Consider the following 23,653-nt stretch of genomic DNA (forward strand, 5'->3'; position numbering starts at 1 on the left):
AATCCGCTCATAACTAGCACCCGGCCACGCCTGCTTTAGACTAAAAAGGTCGAGTTTTTTACCCTGTGTTCTCCTTGCGCAGTGCACATATTCTGCGGAGCATCCGTCATGTCCAATGAAGATTGCGACCTGTTACCGCCTACCGCCCTCAAGGCGGACGTGCCCTATGCGCACGGGTCAAGTTCGGCCAACGGTAGCGCGTCAAACCCGGCGCCACCTTTGAGCAAGTTGATGGCACTACGCGATGCACTGGTGGCACTCAAAGGCCCACTGTCCAACGAACCCGGTTTTCGACAGGTGATTGAGAGCGTCCTGCTCAACAATGAGGTCCATGAACGGGTATTGGGCAAACGGGTTCGCGAGGCTGAGCCCCGTCAGCCAGCGGCTACCCCTGCAACGGCGCCTTGAGATCTACCCCCAGGGCCTGGGCGAACGCCTTGACCAAAGGGCTGCGCGTCGTGTTGTGACGCAGGATCAGATTGAATGAGGTGTTATAACTGACCCGCTCCGGCATCAAGGCCCGTAACAAGCCCCTGGCCACCCAAGGCGCGGCATAGTGCTGCGGCAGGAAGCCGAGAAAACGCCCGGTCTGGACCAGTATGGCGACGGCTTCCACCTGGGACGCCGAGGCGGAAAAACTGTCGTAGGTCACGAAGTCGAGCTTGTCCCGATGAATGGCATAACGGTGGTTGACGAAGGGATGTTCGCGCAGTACTTCGACGCTGTTGTGCGCATCCTCCGAGTCGAACAATGGGTGCCCGACGCCACAGTAAGCCTCGGAACGTTCTTCATAGAGCGTGAAATAATCAAACTCTTCTCTTTTTTGATAAACCGGTACGATGCCGGCAATATAACGCCCTTCTACAACCCCTCGCTCGACTTCATCAAGCTGTGCCGCGTGCAAACGAAATCTTACTTTCGGCGACTCATCATTGATTTTCCGTAATGCGGCAACTAACGGTGAATTAAGATCGGAAATAGTATTGTCCGCTACTCCCACACTCAGGTCGCCGATCAGTTCGTTCTGGGCCGAACTCAGCCGATCACGAAAGTTGTCGACCGAGGCAAACAAATCAATCGAGGCCTGATACACCAGGCTGCCTTCCTCGGTCAGGCAAAAGCCTTCCCGCCCGCGGGTACACAGGCGCATGCCAATGCGGATTTCCAGGTCGGAAATCTGCTTGCTGATGGCGGCAAGCCCCACATTCAGCTCATTCTGAGCTGCACTGAAGCCCCCGGCCTCGACCACCGCCTTGAACACTTTGAGTAACTTGAAGTCCAGTCCACTGAGGGCCAATGGCGCTCGGTGTCCAGGTTTCGGCGCCGGGTTTCCAGAATTGGAAAGCTGGGTTTCCATCATGCTTATTGACCTCGAACCGCATATTCAACAGGCTTAGCTCCACAAGAAAAACGTCGCCGGTCGATAATAATGAACCCAGAAAACCAGGCTTGGCAACCACTGACTCCTTTTGCAAATCGGCCACAAGTCGCTGATTGCAAGCGCTTAAAAGCCATTCTTTTTTTCTTGTAGCTGCCACCGAACGTCCAGCGGGTGCTTCTACAAGGATTCGTAACTGCCCTCCTGATAATGCATGACCTTGCCCCTCCTCGAAGGCTGGCAACGGTCCTGTGTCGAACCCTTTATCTGTGTGAGGAAAACAACAATGGCCCACGCCACCGACCGTCTCTGGGGAGCCCGTTTCAAAAGCGGCCCATCCGCTGCCCTGGCCGCCCTCTCCCGCTGCCCGGATCGCTATTTCCGCCTCACCCCTTATGACCTCGCCGGTTCCCGGGCCCATGCCCACGAGCTGCAACGAGCCGGCCTGCTCGACGAGCAGGAAACCCAAAGTATGGTCGAGGCCCTGGACACTATCGGCGAAGATTTTCGCGCCGGTCGCGTTGAACCGACCCTCGACGACGAAGACGTGCACACCTTTATCGAACGCCTGCTGACCGAGCGCCTCGGCGCCCTGGGCGGCAAGCTGCGGGCCGGGCGTTCGCGCAACGACCAGACCGCCAATGACCTGCGCCTGTTCCTGCGTGACCATGTGCGCACCCTGGCGGTAGAGGTCCTGGCCCTGCAACAGGCGCTGGTCGACCAGGCCGAGCAACATGTGCAGAGTATCTGCCCCGGGTTTACCCATTTGCAGCAGGCGCAACCGATCGTGTTCGCCCATCACCTGCTGGCCCACTCCCAGGCGATGTTGCGTGATGTCCAGCGCCTGGTGGACTGGGATGCCCGCACTTCGCTGTCGCCCCTCGGCGCGGCAGCCATGGCGGGGTCCGCCATCGCCCGTCAGCCACAGCAATCGGCACGGGAAATGGGCTACAGCGGCGTCTGCGAAAACTCCATTGATGCGGTGGCCAGCCGCGACCATGTCGCCGAGTTCCTGTTCGTCGCCAGCATGCTCGGGATCAACATCTCGCGCCTGGCCGAAGAGTTCTGCCTGTGGTCATCCCGGCAGTTCCGCTGGGTGGCGCTGGACGATGCCTATGCCACCGGCAGTTCGATCATGCCGCAGAAGAAAAACCCGGATATCGCCGAACTGGCACGGGGCAAGGCCGGCCGCCTGATCGGCAACCTGACCGGGCTGCTCTCGACCCTCAAGTCCTTGCCGCTGTCCTACAACCGCGACCTGAGCGAAGACAAGAACGGCGTGCTCGACAGCGTCGACACCTTGCTGCTGGTGCTGCCGGCCATGGCCGGGATGGTCGCGACCATGACCGTCAACGTCGAGGAACTGCGTCGCCAGGCACCCCTGGGCTTCACCCTGGCCACCGAAGTGGCCGATTGGTTGGCGATCCGCGGCGTGCCGTTCAAGGAGGCCCATGAAATCACCGGAGCGCTGGTCAAGGCCTGCGAAGCCGGCGACCTGGAGCTTTGGGAGGCGAGCCCGGCGCTGTTGGCCGAGATCGATCCGCGCCTGACGCCTGAGGTGCGTGAATGCCTGACCCTGGAAGCCGCCATCGCCGCTCGTAGCGGTTGGGGCGGAACCGCGCCGGCACAGGTTCGCGAGCAGATTGCCCGGTTGAAAATCGCCTTGCAGGCACAGCAGCAATGGGCCGCCGAATACGCCGGCCTGCGCGTTTAACAAGGCTTTGAAAACACCGACGTCCTTCTCGGAGCCAGGCTCCTGCAAGGACGGTGTACACCCGAAACAAGGCGGCGCCCCCGGTACCGCGTACGGAGAAACAGCATGAGCCAATCCCAGGCAGAACGTTTGCTCGCTGAGCGCAAACTGGCCGAGAATCAGTTCGATATCACCCAGTACGAACACGTACCGCGGCGCTATTACGGACGGATCTTCTTCGCCACCCTGATCGTCGTTGCCCTGGTCGGGCTGGTCCGGGCCTTTGCCCAAGGTCAGATCGAATGGTCCTATATCGGCCAGTTCCTGACCGCCAAGGCCATTCTCACCGGCTTGCTGAACACCATCATCATGGCGATCCTGGCCATGGCCCTGGGCGTGGTGTTCGGGGTGATCACGGCGATCATGCGCATGTCCGCCAATCCGATCCTGCGCTACGTGGCGATCACCTACACCTGGCTGTTCCGCGGCACTCCGCTGATCCTCCAACTGCTGCTGTGGTTCAACCTGGCGCTGATCTTCCCCAACATCGGCATTCCCGGGCTGTTCCAGTTCGATACCGTCAGCTTGATGACACCTTTTGTCGCCGCGTTGCTGGGCCTGTCGATCAACCAGGGCGCCTACACCGCCGAAGTGGTCCGCGCCGGCCTGCTGTCGGTGGACACCGGCCAGTATGAAGCCGCCAAGTCCATCGGCATGCCGCAACTGCAAGCCCTGCGCCGGATCATCCTGCCCCAGGCCATGCGCATCATCATCCCGCCGGTGGGCAACGAGTTCATCGGCATGGTCAAGATGACCAGCCTGGCGAGTGTGATCCAGTACTCGGAACTGCTCTACAACGCCCAGAACATCTATTACGCCAACGCCCGAGTCATGGAGCTGCTGATCGTCGCCGGGATCTGGTACCTGGTCGCCGTCACCGTGCTGTCCTTCGGCCAGAGCCGCCTGGAACGGCGTTTTGCCCGCGGCGCCGGCAAGCGCTCGTAAGTGTCCTGGAGAATTCGAACATGAGAAGCATCATCAAGGCTGTCGGCCTGAACAAATACTACGACTCCTTCCACGCCCTCAAGGACGTCAACATCGAGGTCGAGCAAGGCGAAGTGCTGTGCATCATCGGGCCTTCCGGCTCGGGCAAAAGCACCCTGCTGCGCTGCGTCAACCAGCTGGAAAAGATCGACAAGGGCGGCTTGTGGGTCGATGGCGAGCTGGTGGGCTACCGGATCGCCGGCAACAAGCTGCATGAACTCAACGAAGCGCAGATCGCCCGCCAGCGATTGGCCACCGGCATGGTGTTCCAGCGTTTCAACCTGTTTCCGCACATGACCGTGCTGGAAAACATCATCGAAGGCCCGGTCCAGGTCCTCAAGCGCTCGCCCAAGGAGTCGGTCGAGGAAGCCCTGGAGTTGCTGGCCCGGGTCGGCCTGGCGCACAAACGCGACAGCTACCCGATCGAGCTGTCCGGCGGCCAGCAGCAACGGGTAGCCATTGCCCGGGCACTGGCCATGCGGCCCAAGCTGATGCTGTTCGATGAACCCACTTCGGCACTCGACCCGGAACTGGTCGCAGAGGTGCTGTCGGTGATGCGCGACCTGGCGCAAACCGGCATGACCATGATCGTCGTCACCCATGAACTGGGCTTCGCCCGCGAAGTCTCGAACCGCATGGTGTTCATGGATGGCGGCCAGATCGTGGAGGAAGGAAGCCCCGAAGAACTTCTAATAAGCCCACAAAACCCACGCACCCAAAGCTTCATTTCTGCCGTTCGAACCTAGGTTCCCCTGAGCCTTCACAACATTCATAAGAGAACGACCATGAAGAATTTCGTTATTCCCGCAGTACTCGCCGGCCTGATGGCTTCCAGCTTCACCTGGGCCGCCGAATTGCCCGCCAGCATCAAGGCCAAGGGTGAGATCGTCGCCGCGATCATGCCCAACTACCCGCCGATGGACTTCAAGGACCCGGCCAGCAATGAGCTGACCGGCGTCGACTTCGACCTGGGTAACGCCCTGGCCCAGCATATGGGCGTGAAAATGAAGTGGCAGGAAACCTCCTTCGAACAGATGATCAACGCCCTGACCACCAAGCGCGTGGACATCGTGCTCTCGGGTATGACCGACACCGCCGAGCGCCAGAAGGCCGTGGATTTCGTTGATTACTTCACCAGCGGTTCGCAGTTCTACACCCTGGTGAAGAACAAGGACATCAACGAGATGACCGATATCTGCGGCAAGACTGCCGGTACCAGCCGTCGCACCACCTTCCCGGCGGAAATCGCGGCCTGGAGCACTGCGCACTGCCCGGCTGACAAGCAGATCAAGGTGATCGGCACCGAAGGTTCGGCCGACGCCCGCGCGCAGCTGCGCCAGAGCCGCATCAACGTTGCCGTGCAAGGCAGCGAAACCCTGCCGTACCTCGCTGCCCAGGAAAAGAACACCTTCAAGATCATCGGCACACCGATGGTCGTGCAGTTCACCGGGATTGGCGTGAGCAAGGAAAACGTGCAACTGCGTGATGCTATTCAGGCCGCCCTGCAAAGCATGATCGCCGATGGCAGCTACCAGGCCATCCTGAAGAAATGGGACCTGTCGGTGGGCGCCGTCGATAACATCGCCGTCAACAAGGGTCAGTAAACAGGAGTTGCCACCCATGTCCTCGACCCCGACCTGGCCGGATGGGCACAAAGCCTGCCTGGCCCTGGCGTTCGACCTCGACGGCCCGACCGGAGATGCCATGCTCGATGGCTCGATCTGGCACAAGCCCGAGTACTTCGGTTTTGGCGGTTACGGCCCGTATCGGGCGTTGCCGCGGATTCTCGACCTGCTCGACGAGTTCCGCCTGCCGACCACTTTCTTCGTCCCGGCCTGGGTCGTGGAAAACTGGCCGCGGCAATGCCAGGCCATTGTCGAACGGGGACATGAGGTGGCCTACCACGGCTACAAACACGAATCCTTTTACGCCCTGACGCTGGAACAGCAGCGGGACGTGATGAACAAATGCCGCGAGGTGTTCTGGCAACACTTGAACATCCGTGCCGAGGGCTTTCGCACGCCCTCCGGCGACTGGCGCGCGGAAACCCCGGCGATGCTGGTGGAAGCCGGTGTGACCTACTCCAGCAGCATGCGCGGTGACGACCGGCCCTACCTGGTGCAGGTCCCCGGCCACGCGCAACCGCTGGTGGAGATCCCCGGCCGCTGGGAAATGGACGACTACGCCTCCATTGCCTACACCCGCGAACCGAACTTCCCTTCCGGGCTGGACCGCACCGCCAGCTACGAGTTGACCCTGGACAACTGGTGCCGCGAATTCGACGGCGCCGTCGACGAAGGGCTGTGCCTGACCACCCTGTTTCACCCCAAGATCACCGGCAAGCCGGGGCGCATCCTGCTGCTGGAGCGATTGTTCGAGCATATGCGCCAGCGCGATGACGTCTGGTTTGCCACCTGCCGCGATGTCGCCCATTGGTGGCTGAAGGAGCATCACCATGGCTGAGTTCCAGCGTCCCGTGTTCCAGAGTCCATGGCCGGCTCCGTATCGTTGTGCAGTGGTCATTACTGTGGATTACAACGACATACACGGCATTCTTACCCAAGCCCCTGAGGTTGCCGGGCGCGACAAGAGCCTGTCGGTCTGGCGCTATGGCAGCCAGCGCGGAGTCGAGCGCCTGCTTGGCCTGTTCGAGGAATTGGGCATACGCAGCAGTTGGTGCATCCCGGGGATCGTCGCCGAGGAGCAGCCGGCGCACATCCGGGCGATCCAGGCCGGCGGCCATGAAATCGCCTGTGCCGGCTATCGGCACCAGAACTACGACCATCTGCCCCTCGAGGAACAGAAGGCCGCGCTGGCACAAGGCTGTCAGGCCCTGGCGACCCTGACGGGCGAGCGACCCAGGGGCTTCCGGATTCCGGCCGGTAACTGGTTGCCGGGATTCACCGAGGCCCTGCACGACGAAGGCATCCTCTGGTCATCCTCCTGGCGTGGCGACGACCTGCCCTTCGCCCATCCGACGGCGCCACAAGTGATCGAACTGCCGTTGCACTATGAGTTGGAAGACGAACCCTACTTTGCCTTCAACCTCAGCCCGGCGGTACCACCGGCGCAATCGCGGATCGCTTCCTACAGCCATACCCTGGGCAACTTGCAGATGGATTTTGCCGGTTTCCATCGATTCGGGCTGTGCTACGTGTTGCGCCTGCACCCGGAAGTCATTGCCACGCCGGGGCGTATCGGCGTGCTGCGAGAGTTGCTCAAGGGGATCCAGCAACACGATGATGTGTGGATTGCCACGGGCGCCGAAGTCGCCCAGTGGTGGGATGACAACGGTTGCGCCATGACGGCGGACCATCCGGCGGCGGTCTATGAGCGGCACTACCGCAAGTACCTGCCGTGACTGTGCAGCGGTTTTCAAAAACAAGGATATAAGCACCACCGTGGCCACCTACTCCCTCGTTATTCGCCGGCTGATGATCTGCTCCGTGACCATCGTCGTCAGCCGCGCCATCACCAGCCCGTTGCTGACCCTGTTCCTCAGCAGGAAACTCGGGCTGAACCAGCAGGATGTCGGCCTGCTGATGGGGATTGCGGTGTTTATCGCCACCCTGCTCTCGCTGTACGGCGGCTATATCATCGACCGCCTGGAAAAACGTCGGTTGATGATCCTGGCCATGCTCTCCAGCGGCATCGGTTTCACCCTGCTGACGTTCGCCCATGACCTGTACCTGACCACCCTGACCCTGGTGATGACCGAGACCGCGTCGGCGCTGTTCCTGATCGGCTCCAAGGCCATCATCAGCGAGAACCTGCCCATCGACCTGCGGGCCAAGGTCTTCTCCCTGCGCTACACCCTGACCAATATCGGCTACGCCACCGGCCCGATGCTCGGCGTGGTGATCGCCGGGGTGCAGCCCCTGGCACCGTTCCTGATGGCCGCCTGCATCGCCTTTGGCAGCATTTTCCTGATGCTCGGCATCGCGCCGACCGCCCAGGCGCAGATCGGCAAGCCGCCCAGTTTCATCAAGACCCTGGTGACACTGCGCAACGACCGGACGCTGATCCTGTTTACCTGCGGCAGCCTGCTGAGCACCATTGTCCATGGCCGCTTTACCCTGTACCTGTCGCAGTTCCTGCTGGTGACCCACAGCAGCCAGGATGCCCTGACCACCTTGTCGGCAATCCTGGCCTGCAATGCCATCAGCGTGATCCTGCTGCAATACCAGATCGGCCGTTTTCTCAAACGCGAGCAGTTGCGTTACTGGATCGCCATCGGCACCAGTCTGTTTATCGTCGGGTTGATCGGCTTCAGTTTTGCCCAGAGCCTGGTGACCTGGTGCGCGGCGATGTTCATCTTCACCCTTGGGGAGATGATCATTTATCCGTCCGAGTATCTGTTCGTCGACACCATCGCCCCGGAGGATCTGCGGGGCAGTTACCTTGGCGCGCAGAACCTGGCGGCCCTGGGCGGTGCGTTGAGTCCGGTGATCTGCGGCTACCTGTTGATCCACACGGCGCCGGGGACGATGTTCTACGCCCTGAGCGGGCTCACCGCCATCGGCGGCAGCCTGTGTTTCCTGGCTGGGCGCCGGGTGCATTTGCTGCAGAAATAATTCGTGCTGAAGGTAATACCGCTCATTTGAACCCATGGAACCCATGTAGGAGCGAGCTTGCTCGCGATAAACGCCAGGACACCGCGGTATTTCAGAAAGCCCGCGTTATCGTTGACGATTTTTCGCGAGCAAGCTCGCTCCTACAGGTGAGTATGGCCATCCCAGCCACCGCCCATTGCCGCGATCAACTGGACGCTGGCGATCAACCGGCTCTGCAGCAAGGTCAGCACGCTACGCTCGTTGGTCAGCGCCGTGGTCTGCACCGTGACCACATCCAGGTAAGTGATCAACCCGGCCTTGTACTGATTGTCGGTCAAGCGCAAGGATTCCCGGGCCGCGTCCAGCGCCTGGGCCCGCACCGTCGCCTCGTCTTCCATCACCTTGAGCTGGACCATGTAGTTTTCCACTTCGCGGAAACCATCCAGTACGGTTTGGCGATACTTGGCCACGGTCTGGTCGTACACCGCTTCAGTGCGCTCCACTTCCGCCGAACGCTGGCCGCCATCAAACAAGGTGGTGGCCAGTTTCGGGCCCACCGACCAGAAACGGTTCGGCAAGGTGACCCAGTTCTCGAAGGTACTGCTGCTATAGCCGCCGGACAGGCTCAAGGTCAGGTCCGGATAATAGGCGGCCTTGGCCACGCCGATATTGGCGTTGGCCGCGATCACCGAACGCTCCGCCGAGGCGATGTCCGGACGCCGCTCCAGCAGTTGCGACGGCACCCCCAGTGGAATCGACGGCAAAGCCGGCACCGTCGTGGTCGCCGCCAATTTGAATTGCGCCGGTGGCAGGCCGATCATCACGGCAATGGCGTTTTCGAACTGAGCCCGTTGCCAGATCAGGTCGATCAAGTCGCCCTGGGCACTCTTGAGCTGGGTTTGCGCCTGGGCGATCGCCGCCTTGCCGGAAACACCAAAACGGTACTGGCTTTCGGTGTTCTTCAGCGAGCGCTCGTAGGCCTCCACCGTGGCTTCAAGCAGGCGTTTCTGTTCGTCGATCACGCGCAATTGCAGGTAGTTCTGCACCAGGCTCGACTGCTGGCTCAGGCGCATGGCCGCCAAGTCGGCAAAACTCGCCTGGGCACTGGCGTCGTTAGCCTCCAGGCCGCGCCGCAGCTTGCCCCAGACGTCCGCCTCCCAACTCACCCCCAGTTGCGTGTTGTAGGTATCGAGAATCCCGCTGGAAGAGCGGCTCAGGCTCGAGCTGCTGCTGCCGGTGCCCTGGCTGGAGCGGGTTTTCCCGGCACTCAGGTCAACCGTGGGAAAGAACGCCCCGGTGGAACTCTTGACCAACGCCAGGGCCTGACGGTACTGGGCCTCGGACTGCGCGACGGTCTGGTTGGCGCTGTTGAGTTTTTCCACCAGGCCATTGAGCGTCGGGTCGCCATACAGCTCCCACCAGGCGCCGCGGACCAGCGAGTCGCTCGGCTGGGCCTGACGCCAGCCGGCGGCTTCCTTGTATTGCGCCGGCGTGGCGGCGTCCGGGCGCTTGTAGTCCGGGCCCACGGCGCAGGCACTGAGCATCAGCCCGCACAAGGCCAGGCTCAGCAGGCGTGAACCTCGGATGGTCTCCAGGCGTTGGGCGGCCAGAGGCCCTTTGCATTGCGATTGGTCAGTCATAGCGGAGTTTCCAGAGCACCATCAGTGCGTACGCCACGCCAGTTGTTGAAGCGATGGCGCAAACGGTCGAGATAAAGGTAAACCACCGGGGTGGTGTAGAGGGTCAATATCTGGCTGAAGATCAACCCGCCGATGATGGTCAGGCCCAGGGGCTGGCGCATTTCCGCGCCTTCGGCACTGCTCAGCAGCAACGGCAAGGCGCCGAGGATCGCCGCCAGGGTGGTCATCAGGATCGGCCGAAGACGCAGCAGGCAGGCCTGGCGAATCGACTCCAGCGGTTCCAGGCCCGAGTGGCGTTCCAGTTGCAGCGCCAGGTCGATCATCAGGATCGCATTCTTTTTCACCACGCCGATCAACAGGAACAGCCCCAACAACGAGATCAGGCTGAACTCGCCGCCCAGCAGGTAGATGCTGAGCAAGGCACCGACGCCGGCCGACGGCAGCGTGGACAGGATGGTCAGCGGATGGATGTAGCTCTCGTAGAGAATCCCCAACACCAGATACACCGCCACCAGTGCGCCGAGGATCATGAACGGCTGGCTTTTCTGGGTCGCGGCAAAGGCATCGCTGGTACCGGCCATCTTGGCGATCACCGCTTCCGGCAAGCCGAGCTTGGCGATAGCCCGCTCGATGGCCGCGGTGCCCTGCTCCACCGTCACCCCGGGAGACATGTCGAACGACAGGCTTTCCGAGGCGAACTGGCCTTCGTGATCGACCCGGTCGTCCTGCAGGCTGTTCTCGTAATGGGCGATGGCCGACAGCGGAATGCGTTGCCCGCTCGAACCGATCACCTTGACCTGATTGAGGGTTTCCGGCGACTGCGCGTATTTCGGGTTGATCTCCATCACCACCTCATACTGGTTCAAGGTGTCGTAGATGGTGGAGATCTGCCGCTGGCTATAGGCGTTGTTGAGCACCGTGGTGACCGTGTTCATGTCCACGCCCAGGCGCTTGGCGGTATCGCGGTCGACCACCAGGGTGGTCTGCGGAGCTCCGCGGCCTTCTCGCGCATCGACGGCCGTCAGTTCCGGCAGGGCCTTGAGGGCCGCGACCACTTTCGGGTACCACTCGCGCAACGCGCCGAGGTCGTCGCTTTGCAGGATGTAGGAGTACTGCGCGGTCTGTTGTTCGCGACCGCCACCGAACTGCAGGTCCTGGTCGGCCATCAGCATCAGCCGGGCGCCGGGCACCTTGGGCATTTCGTCGCGCAGGCGCTCGATGACCTTCTGCGCCGAGACATTGCGTTCCTTGATCGGCTTCAGGCGAACCAGCATGAAGGCATTGTTGGTGCCGTTGTTGCCACCGATAAAGCCGGCCACGCTTTGCACCGCCGGGTCGGCCAGCACCGCCTTGCGGAAGATTTCCATCTTCGGCTGCATATTGCCGAACGACATGCCGTCGTCGCCGCGGACAAAACCGATCAGTTGCCCGGTGTCCTGTTGCGGCAGGAAGGTTTTCGGCACCACCACGTACAGGGCGATGTTCACGCCGATGGTGACGAGCAGGCTGAGCAAGGTCAGGCGCTTGTGCCGCAAGACCCAGTCGAGGCTCACGGCGTAGGCCGCGATCATCCGTTCGTTGGCCTTTTCGCTCCAGCGTTGCAGGCGAGTCGGCTGGCCCTGCCGGTGCGGCTTGAGCCAGCGCGCGCAGAGCATCGGCGTCAACGTCAGGGATACCACCAGGGAGACCAGGATGGAGGCCGCCAGGGTGATGGAGAACTCACGGAACAGGCTCGCGATGATCCCGCCGATGAACAGGATGGAGAGGAACACCACCACCAGCGACAGGTTCATCGACAGCAAGGTGAAACCGACTTCCTTGGCCCCCAGGTACGCGGCCTTCATCGGCGGGACGCCGTCGTCGATATGCCGGGAAATGTTCTCCAGCACCACGATGGCATCGTCCACCACCAGGCCGGTGGCCAGGATCAAGGCCATCAGCGAGAGGTTGTTCAGGGAGAAACCATAGAGGTACATGACGGCAAAGGTGCCGACCAGCGACACCGGCACCGCCAGGGTCGGAATCAGCGAGGCACGGAAATTGCCGAGGAACAGGTAGACCACCAGCACCACCAGGGCCACGGCGATCAGCAGGGTCATCTCGGCTTCGTGCAACGTGGCCTTGATCACCGGCGAGCGGTCCATGGCCAGGTTCAGCTGGACGCTGGCCGGCAACACCGCTTGCAAGGCCGGCAATTGGGCCTTGATCTCGTTCACCGTCTCGATGATGTTGGCGCCGGCCTGGCGGTTGATCACCAGCAGGACCGCCTCGTCATTGTTGAAGAAACCGGCGTTGTAACGGTCCTCGACGCTGTCGCTGATCTTCGCCACATCCCCCAGGCGCAACGCCGCGCCATTCTGGTAGTGGATGATCAGCGGTTCGTAGTCCTTGGCTTTTTCCAACTGGTCGTTGGCCTGTATCTGCCAGTTGCGGTCGGCATCCTCCAGCGAACCCTTGGGCCGGCGCACGTTGGCATTGGCAATGGTGGTGCGCACATCGTCCAGGGCCACGCCGTACTGGTTCAACGACTGCGGTTCTAGTTCGATGCGCACCGCCGGCAGCGAACTGCCGCCGATCTGTACTTCGCCCACGCCCGGAACCTGGGACAGGCTCTGGGACAGGATGGTCGAGGCCAGGTCATAGAGTTGGCCCTTCTGCAACACCTTGGAGGTCAGCGACAGCACCATGATCGGCGCCTGGGACGGGTTGACCTTCTTGTAGGTGGGCATGCTGCGCATACCGCTGGGCAACAGGTTGCGCGACGCATTGATCGCCGCCTGAACTTCCCGCGCCGCGCCGTTGATATCGCGGTTGAGGTCGAACTGCAGGATCACTCGGGTAGAACCCTGGCTGGAACGGCTGCTCATGGTGTTGACGCCGGGAATCACGCCGAAAGAGCGTTCCAGCGGCGTGGCCACGGTGGAGGCCATGACTTCCGGGCTGGCGCCGGGCAGGCTGGCCTGGACCACGATCACCGGAAAGTCCATCTGCGGCAGCGGCGACACGGGCAGCAGGCCGAAACTAACGGCCCCCAGCAGGACAATCGCCAGGCTCAGCAGCATGGTTGCTACCGGCCGGCGAATGAACGGTCCCGACAGGTTCATGTTTCCACCTGCTCAAGACGGCTCGGGTGCCGCCCCCAGCGCCGTCCGAGGCGATCGAAATACAGGTAGATCACCGGCGTGGTGAACAGCGTCAGGACCTGGCTGACCAGCAAGCCGCCGACCATCACCAGACCCAGGGGCTGACGCAACTCGGCCCCGGAACCGGTGGCGAGCATCAACGGAACGGCACCGAACAGCGCCGCCAGGGTGGTCATCAGGATCGGCCGGAAACGCAGCAACGCCGCCTGGTAGATCGCCTGTTCCGGCAACATGCCCTGGTTGCGCTCGGCGTCGAGGGCGAAGTCGATCATCATGATCGCGTTCTTCTTGACGATACCGATCAGCAGGATGATCCCGATAATGGCGATCATGCCCAGGTCATTACCGCTCAGGATCAACGCCAGCAAAGCCCCGACCGCTGCCGAAGGCAAGGTCGAGAGAATGGTCACCGGGTGGATATAACTCTCGTAGAGCACCCCGAGCACGATGTACATGGTGACCACCGCCGCCAGAATCAGCAGCAAGGTGCTCGACAACGACGCCTGGAAGGCTTCGGCCGCGCCCTGGAACTGGGTCTGTACGCCCAACGGCATGCCGATTTCCTGCTTCACCTGGTCGATGACCTGTACCGCTTGCCCCAGCGCCACGCCCGGGGCCAGGTTGAACGACATCATCACCGCCGGGAACTGGCCGATATGGGAGATGGCCAACTGCGCCTGACGCTCCTCGACACGGGCCAGGCTGGAAAGGCGCACTTGCCCGCCGCTGGTGGTCTTGACGTGGATCTGCTCCAGCGCCTGCGGTCCGATCTTCTCCCCGGCCTGGGCCTGCAGCACCACGCGGTACTGGCTGGCCTGGGTATAGATGGTGGAAATCTGCCGTTGGCCGAAGCCGTCATACAACGCGTCGGTGATATCCGCCACGGCCACGCCGAGGCGCGATGCAGCGTCCCGGTCGATCACCAGGAACACCTGCAAACCCTTGTCCTGCAAGTCGCTGGCGACGTCCGTCAGTTCCGGGCGCTGGGCCAGGGCATCCACCAGCTTGCCACTCCATTCGGCCAGCAGGTTCGGGTCCGGCGAGGACATGCTGAACTGGTACTGGGTACGACTGACCCGGTCTTCGATGGTCAGGTCCTGCACCGGCTGCATGAACAGGCGGATGCCAGACAGCTTGTCGACTTCCGGTTGCAGGCGGCTGATGATCTGCGTGGCGGTCTCGCTGCGCTGGTGGCGCGGCTTGAGGTTGATCAGGAAGCGGCCGCTGTTGAGCGTGGCGTTGTCGCCGTCCACGCCGATATACGACGACAGGCTTTCCACGTCCGGGTCGGTCAGGATGACCTTGGCCAACTCCTGCTGGCGCAGGCTCATGGACGCAAAGGACACCGACTGCGGCGCTTCGGAAATCCCCTGGATCACCCCGGTGTCCTGCACCGGGAAGAAGCCCTTGGGCACGATCATGTAGAGGAATACGGTCAGCGCCAGGGTGCCGACCGCCACCAGCAAGGTCAGCGACTGGTGCTTGAGCACCCACTGCAACTTGCGGCCGTAGGCTTCGATCAGCCAGTCGATCCAGGCACCGCTGGCCCGGTAGAAACGTCCCTGCTCCTCGGGCTTGGGCTCGCGTTTGAGCAACCGCGCGCACATCATCGGCGTCAGGGTCAGGGACACTACCAGGGAAATCAGGATCGCCACCGCCAGGGTGATGGCGAACTCGCGGAACAGCCGCCCGACCACATCGGCCATGAACAACAGCGGGATCAGGACCGCGATCAGCGACAGCGTCAGGGAGATCAGGGTGAAGCCGATCTGCTTGGCGCCCTTGAGCGCCGCCTGCATGGGGCTGTCTCCCTCCTCGATAAAGCGCGAGATGTTTTCCAGCATGACGATGGCATCGTCGACCACGAAACCAGTGGCGATGGTCAGGGCCATCAGGGTCAGGTTGTTGACCGAGAAGCCCGCCAGGTACATCACACCGAAGGTGCCGATCAGCGACAGCGGCACGGCCACCGAAGGAATGATGGTGGCGCTGGCCCGGCGCAGGAACAGGAAGGTCACCATCACCACCAGGGCGATGGAGATCAGCAGTTCATGCTGGACGTCGCTGACCGAGGCACGAATGGTCTGGGTCCGGTCGGTCAGTACCTTGACCTCGATGCCGGCCGGCAGGTTGTCGGTGATGCTCGGCAGCAGGGCCTTGATCCGATCCACCACCTCGATCACGTTGGCCCCGGGCTGGCGCTGGATATTCAGCAACACGGCCTGGTTTTCATTGGCCCAGGCGGCAAGGCGTTCGTTCTCGGCGCCGTCGACGATCTGCGCGACATCCTTGAGCCGCAGCGGCGCGCCGTTCTTGTAGGCGAGGATCAGTTCGGCGTATTCCTTGGGCGAGCGCAACTGGTCGTTGGCGTCGAGCATCGACACCCGGGTCGGGCCGTCGAAGTTGCCCTTGGGCTGGTTGACGTTCGAGACACCAATCAGGGTGCGCACGTCCGACAGGTTCAGGCTGTTGGCCGCCAGGGCCTCGGGATTGACCTTGATCCGCACCGCCTGGCGCTGGCCGCCAGCAATGCTGACCATGCCGACGCCGCTGATCTGGGCGATCTTCTGCGCCATGCGGGTGTCGACCAGATCATTGAGCTTGGGCAACAGCATGGTTTTCGAGGTGATCGCCAGGGTCAGCACCGGGGTGTCCGCCGGGTTGACCTTGTTGTAAACCGGCGGCGCCGGCAGGTCCTTGGGCAACAGGTTGGTGGCGGCATTGATCGCCGCCTGGACCTGCTGCTCGGCGACATCCATGTTGATGTCGAGGTTGAAACGCAGGGTCAGGATCGAGGCCCCACCGGAGCTGGTGGAGGCCATCTGGGTCAGCCCGGGCATCTGCCCGAACTGGCGTTCCAGGGGCGCGGTGACCGCGCTGGTCATCACGTCGGGACTGGCCCCCGGGTAAAGGGTCATCACGCGAATGGTCGGGTAGTCGACCTGGGGCAACGCCGACACCGGCAGCAGCCGATAGGCGATCAGGCCGGCCAGGATAATGGCCAGCATGCTCAGGGTGGTCGCTACCGGGCGGAGAATGAACAGCCGCGAGAGATTCATGCGCCGACCTTTTTCGCCTTGCCGGCTTCAGCCGGTGCCTTGGCTGCCGAACCGTCCTTCAACTGCGCGGCGGGCGCCTTGGGCACGTCCTGGCCGTCGTTGACCACTTCCACGTCGCCGCCGTCCTTCAAGCGGTCGGTGCCTTCCAGGACCACGCGGTCGCCGACGGCCAGGCCGTCCTTGATCACCGTGACATTGCCATCGCTGGCGCCGACTTTCAGCGGCCGGATCTTGACCTTCTTGTCACCGTCCATGACATAGACGAAGGTGCCGTCGTTGCCGAACTGGATCGCCGCGCTCGGCGCCAGTACCACGCCTTTCAGGGTGTCGGCGAGCAGGTGCACATTGACGAACTGGTTGGGGAACAGGCTCTGTTCGCGGTTATCGTAAAGCGCCTTGAACTTGAGGGTACCGGTGGTGATGTCGATCTGGTTATCGATGCTCTGCAGTACACCGCCGGCCTGTTGTTTCACGTCGCCACGGTCCCAGGCTTCGGCGGGCAGTTTCGCCCCGCCGTGAAAGCGCGTGAGCACGGTGTCGAGGTTGTTTTCCGGCAAGGTGAAGGCGACGCTGATCGGCTGGGTCTGGGTGATTACCACCAGAATCTGGCTGTCGTTCGCCGCCAGCAGATTGCCGACGTCCAGTTGGCGCAGGCCCAGGCGCCCGGAAATCGGCGCGCGGATCTTGGCAAAATCCAGGTTCAGCTTGGCGGCGTCGACTGCGCCCTGGTTGGCCTTGACCGTGCCCTGATACTGCAGCACCGAGGCTTCGGCGGTGTCCAGGGTCTGTTTGGCGATACTGTCCTCGGCGAACAACCCGCGATAACGCTGCAAATCGACCTGGGCGTTCTTCAATTGCGCCTGGCTTTGCAGGAGCGTGCCCTGGGCCTGGAGCAAGGCACTTTCGTAGTTGCGCGGATCGATCTCGGCCAGCACATCACCGGCCTTGACCATCTGGCCGTCCTGGAAGTTGATCTTGACCAACTGCCCGGCCACCTGTGTCCGCACGTTCACCGTGTTCAAGGCCGTTACCGTTCCCAGGGCCTTGTAGTACACCGGGAAGTCCCCCACGGTCGCCGGCGCTACGCGCACAGGCACCGGCCCTGCAGACGCACCGAAGCCCGGACGCATCATGCCCGACTTGCCCCCATGCCCGCCGGCCTTGGCTTGTGCGCCCTTGTGATGCGCGCCGGACGGCCAGAAATGCCAGCACAGTGCGCCGATAATCAGCAGGATCAACAGGCCGAACAGCCAGCGACGAGAGGTGCGAGGAGCAGAAGATTGCATGGAGTGATCAACCATTGTGCGCGAGGACTTTTTTTGGGGAGGTTGCAAGATAAGCACTGAATTGTTTCAGGAAAAGCGCCTTTACCGGCAATTTACCTTGGCATAACTCTCCTCAGCGTTTGGGTAAGACACTGAACCACAAATAAAAACGACCTGGACAGGGTCAGGCCGTGAATAATTGTAAGACGGCTTGTTTCAGAACTGTTTATTCCAAGGCCGCAAGGGCTGCCTGGTAATCGGGTTCCTGGCCGATATCCACCACCAGTTCGCTGTGCAGCACCTTGTTGTGTGCATCCAGCACAACGACTGCACGGGTGGTCAGACCCTGGAGTGGACCGTCGGCGATCTCCACGCCGTAGTCGCGCATGAACTCACGCCCCCGCAGGGTCGACAGATTGACGACATTGTCCAGGCCTTCGGCAGCACAGAAGCGTGCCTGAGCGAACGGCAAGTCAGCCGAGATACACAGCACCACGGTATTGGCCAGTTGGCTGGCGCGCTCGTTGAACTGGCGCACGGACTTGGCGCAAGTCGGCGTGTCGACACTGGGGAAGATATTCAGCACCTTGCGCTGCCCGGCGAGGCTGCCCAGGGTGATATCGGAGAGGTCCTTGGCCACCAGGGAAAAAGCCGGTGCCTGGGAGCCGGGTAGCGGCAACTGTCCATTGATCTGGACGGTTACGCCCCTGCGGGTAACTTGAGCCATGTGTTTGCCTCCTTGTAAACACAAAATCCTACCTTGAAACGCGAATCTGCAGAAGTGAAGCGGGCGTTCGATTATACGCAAACCCTGTAGGCGCCGGCTTGCTGGCGATAAGGACTTATCTCCACTGCAAGCCGGCGCCTTGCCATTACTTCAAGACGGCCAGGGCCGCTTCGTAGTTAGGCTCTTCGGCAATTTCCTTGACCAACTCGCTGTGCAGCACGTTGTCATTCTCGTCCAGCACCACGACGGCACGGGCGGTCAGGCCGGCCAATGGGCCGTCAGCGATTTCAACGCCGTAGTTGAGAATGAACTCGCGGCCACGCAGGGTGGACAGGTTCAGGACGTTTTCCAGGCCTTCGGCGCCGCAGAAACGTGCCTGGGCGAACGGCAGGTCAGCCGAAATGCACAGCACTACGGTATTGGCCACGTCATTGGCCTGGGCGTTGAACTTGCGCACGGAAGTCGCGCAGGTCGGGGTATCGACGCTTGGGAAAATGTTCAGCACTTTGCGCTTGCCGGCAAAGCTGCCCAGCGTTACGTCAGCCAGACCCGCGCCTACCAGGGAGAACGCTGGAGCCTTGTCGCCGGCTTGCGGCAGTTGGCCATTGACCTGAACCGGGCCGCCTTTGAGGGTGACTTGAGCCATGAACTGAATCCTTCTAAACGGTTTCGATTAAAGAGGTCGGAGTTAAACATGAAAATGCCACCCGACCTATGGGGCAGATAAAGTGTCACAGGATTTGCGGCCCGGCAAACCCTCTCGGGCTTTTTTTGTCGTGGGAATCCGACCGGGCCCATGCCGGAGGCTTCAGTGATATTCGCGGGGAATCAGGCTCTGCAACTGCAAGGCCAGGAAGTCGGCATCGAACGCGTAGATATCCGCGTCCTTGAGGCCGTTGGCCTTGCGCCACTGCCAATCGCTGGTACCCGGCACGTCCGCCAGCGAAACACTGCCATGCCGGGCCGCCGTGTGCCCCATGACCGCCAGGGAAATCGCACCACCGCTGCCCATGACTTCCGGGACAAACTCCATCACCCTGCCGGCGATCTGGATCGTCAGCTTCTGAGTCTTGAAGGTCGAGGCTTCCGCCGTCAGGTTCGGGCCAAAAGCCACATAGGCTTCGCGCTGCGTCTCCAGCAGGTTCGGGCTCTTTACCGGCTCAAGCCACTGTTCCATGCGGTCGAACAACTCGATGATACGTGCGGCCCAGTGCGCTGATTGCTTTTCAAACAGTTGCTTCTTGTGTGTTTCAGTATCGGCGTAGTGCCGAAGCATTTCCCCCAGTTGCTGTACACCATTCATTGGAGCGCTCCTTGGGTGAACCTGAATCGAAGATTCGATCATGGCAGATCGCACAGCAGGACGTGCGATTAACTCGACGCGGGGTTCAAGCAGATCGACGTAACCGCGCCATGTTCAGGGTGTCCACCAGTTCGCCGTCGCGAATCGCGTAGTCGCGCATCACGCCCTCGTCCTCGAAACCGAACTTGCGATACAACCCCTGGGCCGCGGCGTTGTCGACATACACCGTCAACTCGACGCGCCGCAGGTTCATCCAGTTGTCCGCCACGTCCAGCACAGCGGCCAGCAACCGAGAACCGATGCCTTTGCCCTGCCAGGCCGTCGCCACCCCCATGCCGATAGTGCCGGCATGGCTACGGCGCACCCGTGCGTACTGCTCCAGTGAACAGCTGCCGATCACCACGCCCTGGTGCAATGCCACCAATGACACCAGACGTTCGTTGTCCTGGCGCTGAAGCAGCCGCTGACGCCAGACCTCAGCGGACTGAAATGGCATCTGCAGCACCTGGCGGCAGACGGCGGGTTCGTTGTAGAGCGCGGTGATTCCGTCGACATGGGCTTCGCGAAAACGCTCGATGACGATGGTGGGGGTGTCGGCAGGCATCGTTTTTTCATCCATAAAAACAACCAGGCCAACCAGTGTAGAGTGATTTGCAGTGAGCAGGCAAAGCCTGCTCCGCAGCTCAAATCCGGGGGGCTTTTACTCAAACCACTCCCGCCGCTCCCTGAACGTGCCCTGCACCAGATCGACGATCAACTGCACCTCTTCCCTGCCCTGGGCTTCACGCCGGGTCGCCAGCCAGGCGCGGCGCTGCATGGGGGCCCCGAACAAACCCGGCAATGCCGCCAGCCCGCGATCAAAACGGGTGATATAACAAGGCAACAGACCGATGCAGGCACTGCAACGGATCATTTCCAGCATCAGTTCATAGGAGTGCACCTGCACCACGCCCGCCAGACGCTGTTCCACCAGATGATTCCACGGCTGGAAATCATCGATCTGCCGGTCCTGCTGCCATTGCACCAGCATGTAGTCCTCAAGGTCGGCAAGCACATCCGGGCGGGCCGCCACCCGCGAATAACGCTTGGCGATATGCGGCAAGTAATCGAGCCGTGCCAAGGGTTGCGGCTCGCTGATGGCGAAGCTCGGCGCCGAAACGGGCGCGTCCGGGCCGCACAACCAGACCACCACGTCGGCGCTCAAGGCTTGCAAGGACAGCACACTGTCCACCGGGATGATTTCCAGGCGGATACTGGCGTTGCGCCGCAGCAAAGCGATCAGATCACGACCGAGGATGTCGTGCAGGATCGACTCGGCGATCGCCAGGCGCACCAGCGGTTGCTCCGTGATCGGCAGCCTTCGTTCGTGGGCCAGGGCGATCAGTTGCGCCTGCAACTGCTGACCGTCGCGACTGAGGACCAGCGTGCTGTCCTGATACACGAACAATGGCCGATTGATTCGTTCTTCGAGCGATGCCAACTGCTTGCGCAGTTGGGTTGATTTGATATTCAAGCTACGCGCCGCTTGCATAAAGCAGCCGCAGCGGGCGCTGGCCAGAAAGACCTTGGCCGTTTGCGGTTCGATCAGCCTGGCCAGGCTCAGCCAGGGCTCGTTCGGCTCGCTTGGGCTGCGGTACTCCATGACGCCCGTACGCGGGGCGTGTTCATTCAACGACATAATACTGACTCCCTGTCGGCATCCGAGAACGCCCAACCATCCAATGGCAATTTCTTATTAGGGTTTTTCTTCCAGCACCTGGTTCAAGGCCGCGCCGTCGATACTCAGGGTCGCGGTGTTGAGCATGCCCGCCAGGTAGGCCTTGGCAATCTGTTCCTGACGCTGGCTGCGCAAGGCTTCGCGCAGACGGTCACGCAGTTCGTCCAGGGTCGCGGTACGCGCCGGCTGCATTTCGTTGAGTTTGACGATATGAAAGCCCGCCGGGCTCTGCACCGGGTCCGCCACCGCACCGGTCTTGAGCCGTGACACCGCGCCACGAACCTCCGGTAGCAGTTGTTGCAGCGGTTGCAGGCCAGCATCGCCACCGCGCTTGGCACTGTCGCGATCCTGGGAATACTGACCGGCCAGGTTAGCGAATTCAGCCGGTGCGGCCTGGGCCCGGCGACTCAGCTCCAGCGCCTGCTTGCGCACGCTTTCCAGCGATTGCTGATCCGGCACCGCGAGGAAAATCTGGCTGACCCGATACAACGGCGGCGTCTGCCAGGCGGATTTTCCAGTGTCGTAAGCCTGTTGCAACTCCTCGGCACTGGGGTAATCCGCCGGCACCTGGCTGACCGAGGCCAGGTAGCTGCGAAAGACGATCTGCTCGGCGGCGGCGCGGGTCTGCTGCTCGATATCCGGGCGCTGCGGCCAACCCTGGGCGTCGGCCTGTTCGATCAGGGCCTTTTCCGCCAGGCGAGTGCGAATCCAGTTTTCCAGGGCCCCGCGATTGCCCCGCAGTTGCTCGCGGGAATCGGCCGGCAGGGCCGCAAACACGGCTTTCAGTTCGCTGGCGTCGACCTGCTGGTTGCCCAGGCGCGCCACCGCCGGCGCGTTCGACGTCGCTTGCAGCAAGGCCGACGCCGGCTGCACGGCTGCGACCGGATCGTTACCCGGGCGCATGACCAGGGCAACCGCCCCGGCCAGCAAGGCCACCGCGCCTGCGCTGGCCAGGAAAGTAGTTTTTTTCACAGGGCTGGCTCCTCCGTACCTACAACGGCCTCGGTCGTCTGGGCCGGAACGTTGATCTGGGCCGCGTGCTGGCTGTAGTCACGCAGGTAGACGATGAACTCCTGCAACAGGCGATCCCAGAGTTCCAGATTGCCGCGCAGGTAGCTCACGCTGACACCGGCAGCCACCACCACGTCCATTTCCATCACCAGGAACTCGCCCTGCACCGACAACCGGGCGAAGCGCCGCGAGGTGTTCCACAACTCGGCCAGCCCGGCGGGCAGCTCACCCTGCACGCGCAAAGCGCAGCTGTAGGTGAAGTCGACATAGCTGCCCGCATGCGCGGCCGGATTGCCGAAGCGCACCGCATAACCGATACCCTGACTGGCACTGAGCAATTGCACGATGCCATTCTGTTCCGTGCGGTTGACCCGGTAGCCGGCGCCTTGCAGCAGTTCGGTCAGGCTGTCGGGGGTCACGTGTTCGATCAGTTGCTCGTTCATGGGCTCTTCCTTGGTTTTCAATGGCTGACAGAGGCGTGAGCCCCGTCGAACTGGTTCTTGTAGAGGTCGTCGCCGAAGGCCTGGGCCATTTCTTCGAACTTGACCCGGGCGCTGCCGGCAAAGGGTTGGCGGATCTTCATCACCTCGGCCACGTCGATTTTTTCGTAGGCGGCGAGGATCTCCTTGGCGACCCCGTACATCTGTTGATTCTTGACCGAACATTGCTGCACTTGTGTGTCACGTTCAGTCAGTTGCCCCTGCAAACGTGCACGCTCGGCCTCCTTGGCCTTGGCCATGACCAGCAGGTCGTCATAGGCTTTCTTGAACTTGCCCAACTGCTCGTTGCTGGCCACGGCAAACGCCTGGGCCTGGCTTTGCAGGTTCTGCTGCTGTCCGGCCAACTGCTCGTTCATCCCCTTGGCCTTGGCCAGCTCCGCTTCGAGTTGCTTGACCTGCGCCTGGACCGCCTTGGTCTGGTTCTCGGCGGCGATCCGTGCCGCGCCGGCCTGGGCCTGTTCGCTTTGCAACGCTTGCAGTTGCTGGGTGGTGCTGCGCAACTGGGTGCGCAGGCGCTCTTCCATGCTTTCGGCGGACGCGCCGTTGGCCAGCACCACGCCGACCACCAGCAAGAGCATCGACCAGCGCACCTGGGCTCGCATGTTCATGGGTTCTCCCTC

20 protein-coding genes and 1 pseudogene are annotated in these 23,653 nt (G+C 61.9%); 8 read left to right on the forward strand and 13 right to left on the reverse strand.

Features of this window, described 5'->3' with window-relative positions:
- Positions 1–213: 213 nt before the first annotated feature.
- Positions 214–408: pseudogene (locus HX866_RS08945) on the forward strand (type VI secretion system contractile sheath small subunit); the annotation flags it as partial.
- Here the strand turns inward: HX866_RS08945 and HX866_RS08950 are convergent.
- On the reverse strand, positions 386–1,357 hold the full coding sequence (locus HX866_RS08950) for a LysR family transcriptional regulator (RefSeq protein WP_177126112.1): 972 nt from the start codon (positions 1,355–1,357) through the stop codon (positions 386–388). The pseudogene HX866_RS08945 and the gene HX866_RS08950 overlap by 23 nt on opposite strands.
- 307 nt (positions 1,358–1,664) lie before the next feature.
- On the opposite strand from HX866_RS08950, the gene argH reads away from it, so the two are divergent.
- The 7 genes from argH to HX866_RS08985 all read left to right on the forward strand — a co-directional run bounded on the left by argH (position 1,665) and on the right by HX866_RS08985 (position 8,689).
- On the forward strand, positions 1,665–3,092 hold the full coding sequence (argH, locus tag HX866_RS08955; RefSeq protein ID WP_177139118.1) for an argininosuccinate lyase: 1,428 nt from the start codon (positions 1,665–1,667) through the stop codon (positions 3,090–3,092).
- A gap of 105 nt (positions 3,093–3,197) precedes the next feature.
- On the forward strand, positions 3,198–4,076 hold the full coding sequence (locus HX866_RS08960; protein WP_177097966.1) for an amino acid ABC transporter permease: 879 nt from the start codon (positions 3,198–3,200) through the stop codon (positions 4,074–4,076).
- Positions 4,077–4,096: 20 nt separating this feature from the next.
- Complete coding sequence (locus HX866_RS08965) at positions 4,097–4,861, forward strand: amino acid ABC transporter ATP-binding protein (RefSeq protein ID WP_177097967.1); 765 nt, start codon at positions 4,097–4,099, stop codon at positions 4,859–4,861.
- Between the two features lie 39 nt (positions 4,862–4,900).
- Complete coding sequence (locus HX866_RS08970) at positions 4,901–5,719, forward strand: ABC transporter substrate-binding protein (RefSeq protein ID WP_177139120.1); 819 nt, start codon at positions 4,901–4,903, stop codon at positions 5,717–5,719.
- Positions 5,720–5,735: 16 nt separating this feature from the next.
- Positions 5,736–6,578 (forward strand): polysaccharide deacetylase family protein, encoded by an 843-nt coding sequence (locus tag HX866_RS08975; RefSeq protein WP_177101726.1) that lies wholly within the window; start codon positions 5,736–5,738, stop codon positions 6,576–6,578.
- Positions 6,571–7,476, forward strand: coding sequence for a polysaccharide deacetylase family protein (locus tag HX866_RS08980; RefSeq protein ID WP_177139122.1), 906 nt, complete (start codon positions 6,571–6,573; stop codon positions 7,474–7,476). Before HX866_RS08975 ends, HX866_RS08980 begins: the two co-directional genes overlap by 8 nt.
- Positions 7,477–7,516: 40 nt before the next feature.
- Positions 7,517–8,689 carry an MFS transporter gene (locus HX866_RS08985; protein WP_177139124.1) on the forward strand — a complete coding sequence of 391 codons (1,173 nt, stop codon included), beginning with the start codon at positions 7,517–7,519 and terminating at the stop codon, positions 8,687–8,689.
- Between the two features lie 140 nt (positions 8,690–8,829).
- On the opposite strand, the gene HX866_RS08990 is transcribed toward HX866_RS08985, so the two are convergent.
- The 12 genes from HX866_RS08990 to HX866_RS09045 all read right to left on the reverse strand — a co-directional run bounded on the left by HX866_RS08990 (position 8,830) and on the right by HX866_RS09045 (position 23,641).
- Positions 8,830–10,308 carry an efflux transporter outer membrane subunit gene (locus HX866_RS08990; protein WP_177139126.1) on the reverse strand — a complete coding sequence of 493 codons (1,479 nt, stop codon included), beginning with the start codon at positions 10,306–10,308 and terminating at the stop codon, positions 8,830–8,832.
- On the reverse strand, positions 10,305–13,412 hold the full coding sequence (locus HX866_RS08995; RefSeq protein WP_177097973.1) for an efflux RND transporter permease subunit: 3,108 nt from the start codon (positions 13,410–13,412) through the stop codon (positions 10,305–10,307). Before HX866_RS08995 ends, HX866_RS08990 begins: the two co-directional genes overlap by 4 nt.
- Positions 13,409–16,510 carry an MdtB/MuxB family multidrug efflux RND transporter permease subunit gene (locus HX866_RS09000; RefSeq protein ID WP_177097974.1) on the reverse strand — a complete coding sequence of 1,034 codons (3,102 nt, stop codon included), beginning with the start codon at positions 16,508–16,510 and terminating at the stop codon, positions 13,409–13,411. Before HX866_RS09000 ends, HX866_RS08995 begins: the two co-directional genes overlap by 4 nt.
- Entirely contained in the window at positions 16,507–17,811 is a 1,305-nt protein-coding gene (locus tag HX866_RS09005; RefSeq protein WP_177097975.1) for an MdtA/MuxA family multidrug efflux RND transporter periplasmic adaptor subunit, read from the reverse strand. The genes HX866_RS09000 and HX866_RS09005 overlap by 4 nt, the downstream gene beginning before the upstream one ends.
- A gap of 190 nt (positions 17,812–18,001) precedes the next feature.
- Positions 18,002–18,502, reverse strand: coding sequence for a thiol peroxidase (gene tpx, locus HX866_RS09010; RefSeq protein ID WP_177139128.1), 501 nt, complete (start codon positions 18,500–18,502; stop codon positions 18,002–18,004).
- Between the two features lie 145 nt (positions 18,503–18,647).
- Complete coding sequence (tpx, locus tag HX866_RS09015) at positions 18,648–19,148, reverse strand: thiol peroxidase (RefSeq protein WP_177097977.1); 501 nt, start codon at positions 19,146–19,148, stop codon at positions 18,648–18,650.
- A gap of 162 nt (positions 19,149–19,310) precedes the next feature.
- A complete protein-coding gene (locus HX866_RS09020) occupies positions 19,311–19,805 on the reverse strand; it encodes a hypothetical protein (protein WP_177139130.1) in 495 nt (164 codons plus the stop codon).
- A gap of 85 nt (positions 19,806–19,890) precedes the next feature.
- Positions 19,891–20,409: a GNAT family N-acetyltransferase gene (locus HX866_RS09025; RefSeq protein ID WP_177098152.1), complete on the reverse strand. Its 519-nt coding sequence runs from the start codon at positions 20,407–20,409 to the stop codon at positions 19,891–19,893.
- 96 nt (positions 20,410–20,505) lie between these two features.
- Positions 20,506–21,483 carry a LysR family transcriptional regulator gene (locus HX866_RS09030; protein WP_177126106.1) on the reverse strand — a complete coding sequence of 326 codons (978 nt, stop codon included), beginning with the start codon at positions 21,481–21,483 and terminating at the stop codon, positions 20,506–20,508.
- A gap of 57 nt (positions 21,484–21,540) precedes the next feature.
- Positions 21,541–22,425, reverse strand: coding sequence for a peptidylprolyl isomerase (locus HX866_RS09035; protein ID WP_371316713.1), 885 nt, complete (start codon positions 22,423–22,425; stop codon positions 21,541–21,543).
- A gap of 65 nt (positions 22,426–22,490) precedes the next feature.
- A complete protein-coding gene (locus HX866_RS09040; RefSeq protein WP_177101713.1) occupies positions 22,491–22,976 on the reverse strand; it encodes a YbjN domain-containing protein in 486 nt (161 codons plus the stop codon).
- A gap of 17 nt (positions 22,977–22,993) precedes the next feature.
- Complete coding sequence (locus HX866_RS09045; RefSeq protein ID WP_177097982.1) at positions 22,994–23,641, reverse strand: DNA repair protein; 648 nt, start codon at positions 23,639–23,641, stop codon at positions 22,994–22,996.
- Positions 23,642–23,653 lie beyond the last annotated feature (12 nt).

This window comes from Pseudomonas gingeri (genome assembly GCF_013386165.1).
GTDB lineage: Bacteria > Pseudomonadota > Gammaproteobacteria > Pseudomonadales > Pseudomonadaceae > Aquipseudomonas > Aquipseudomonas gingeri_C.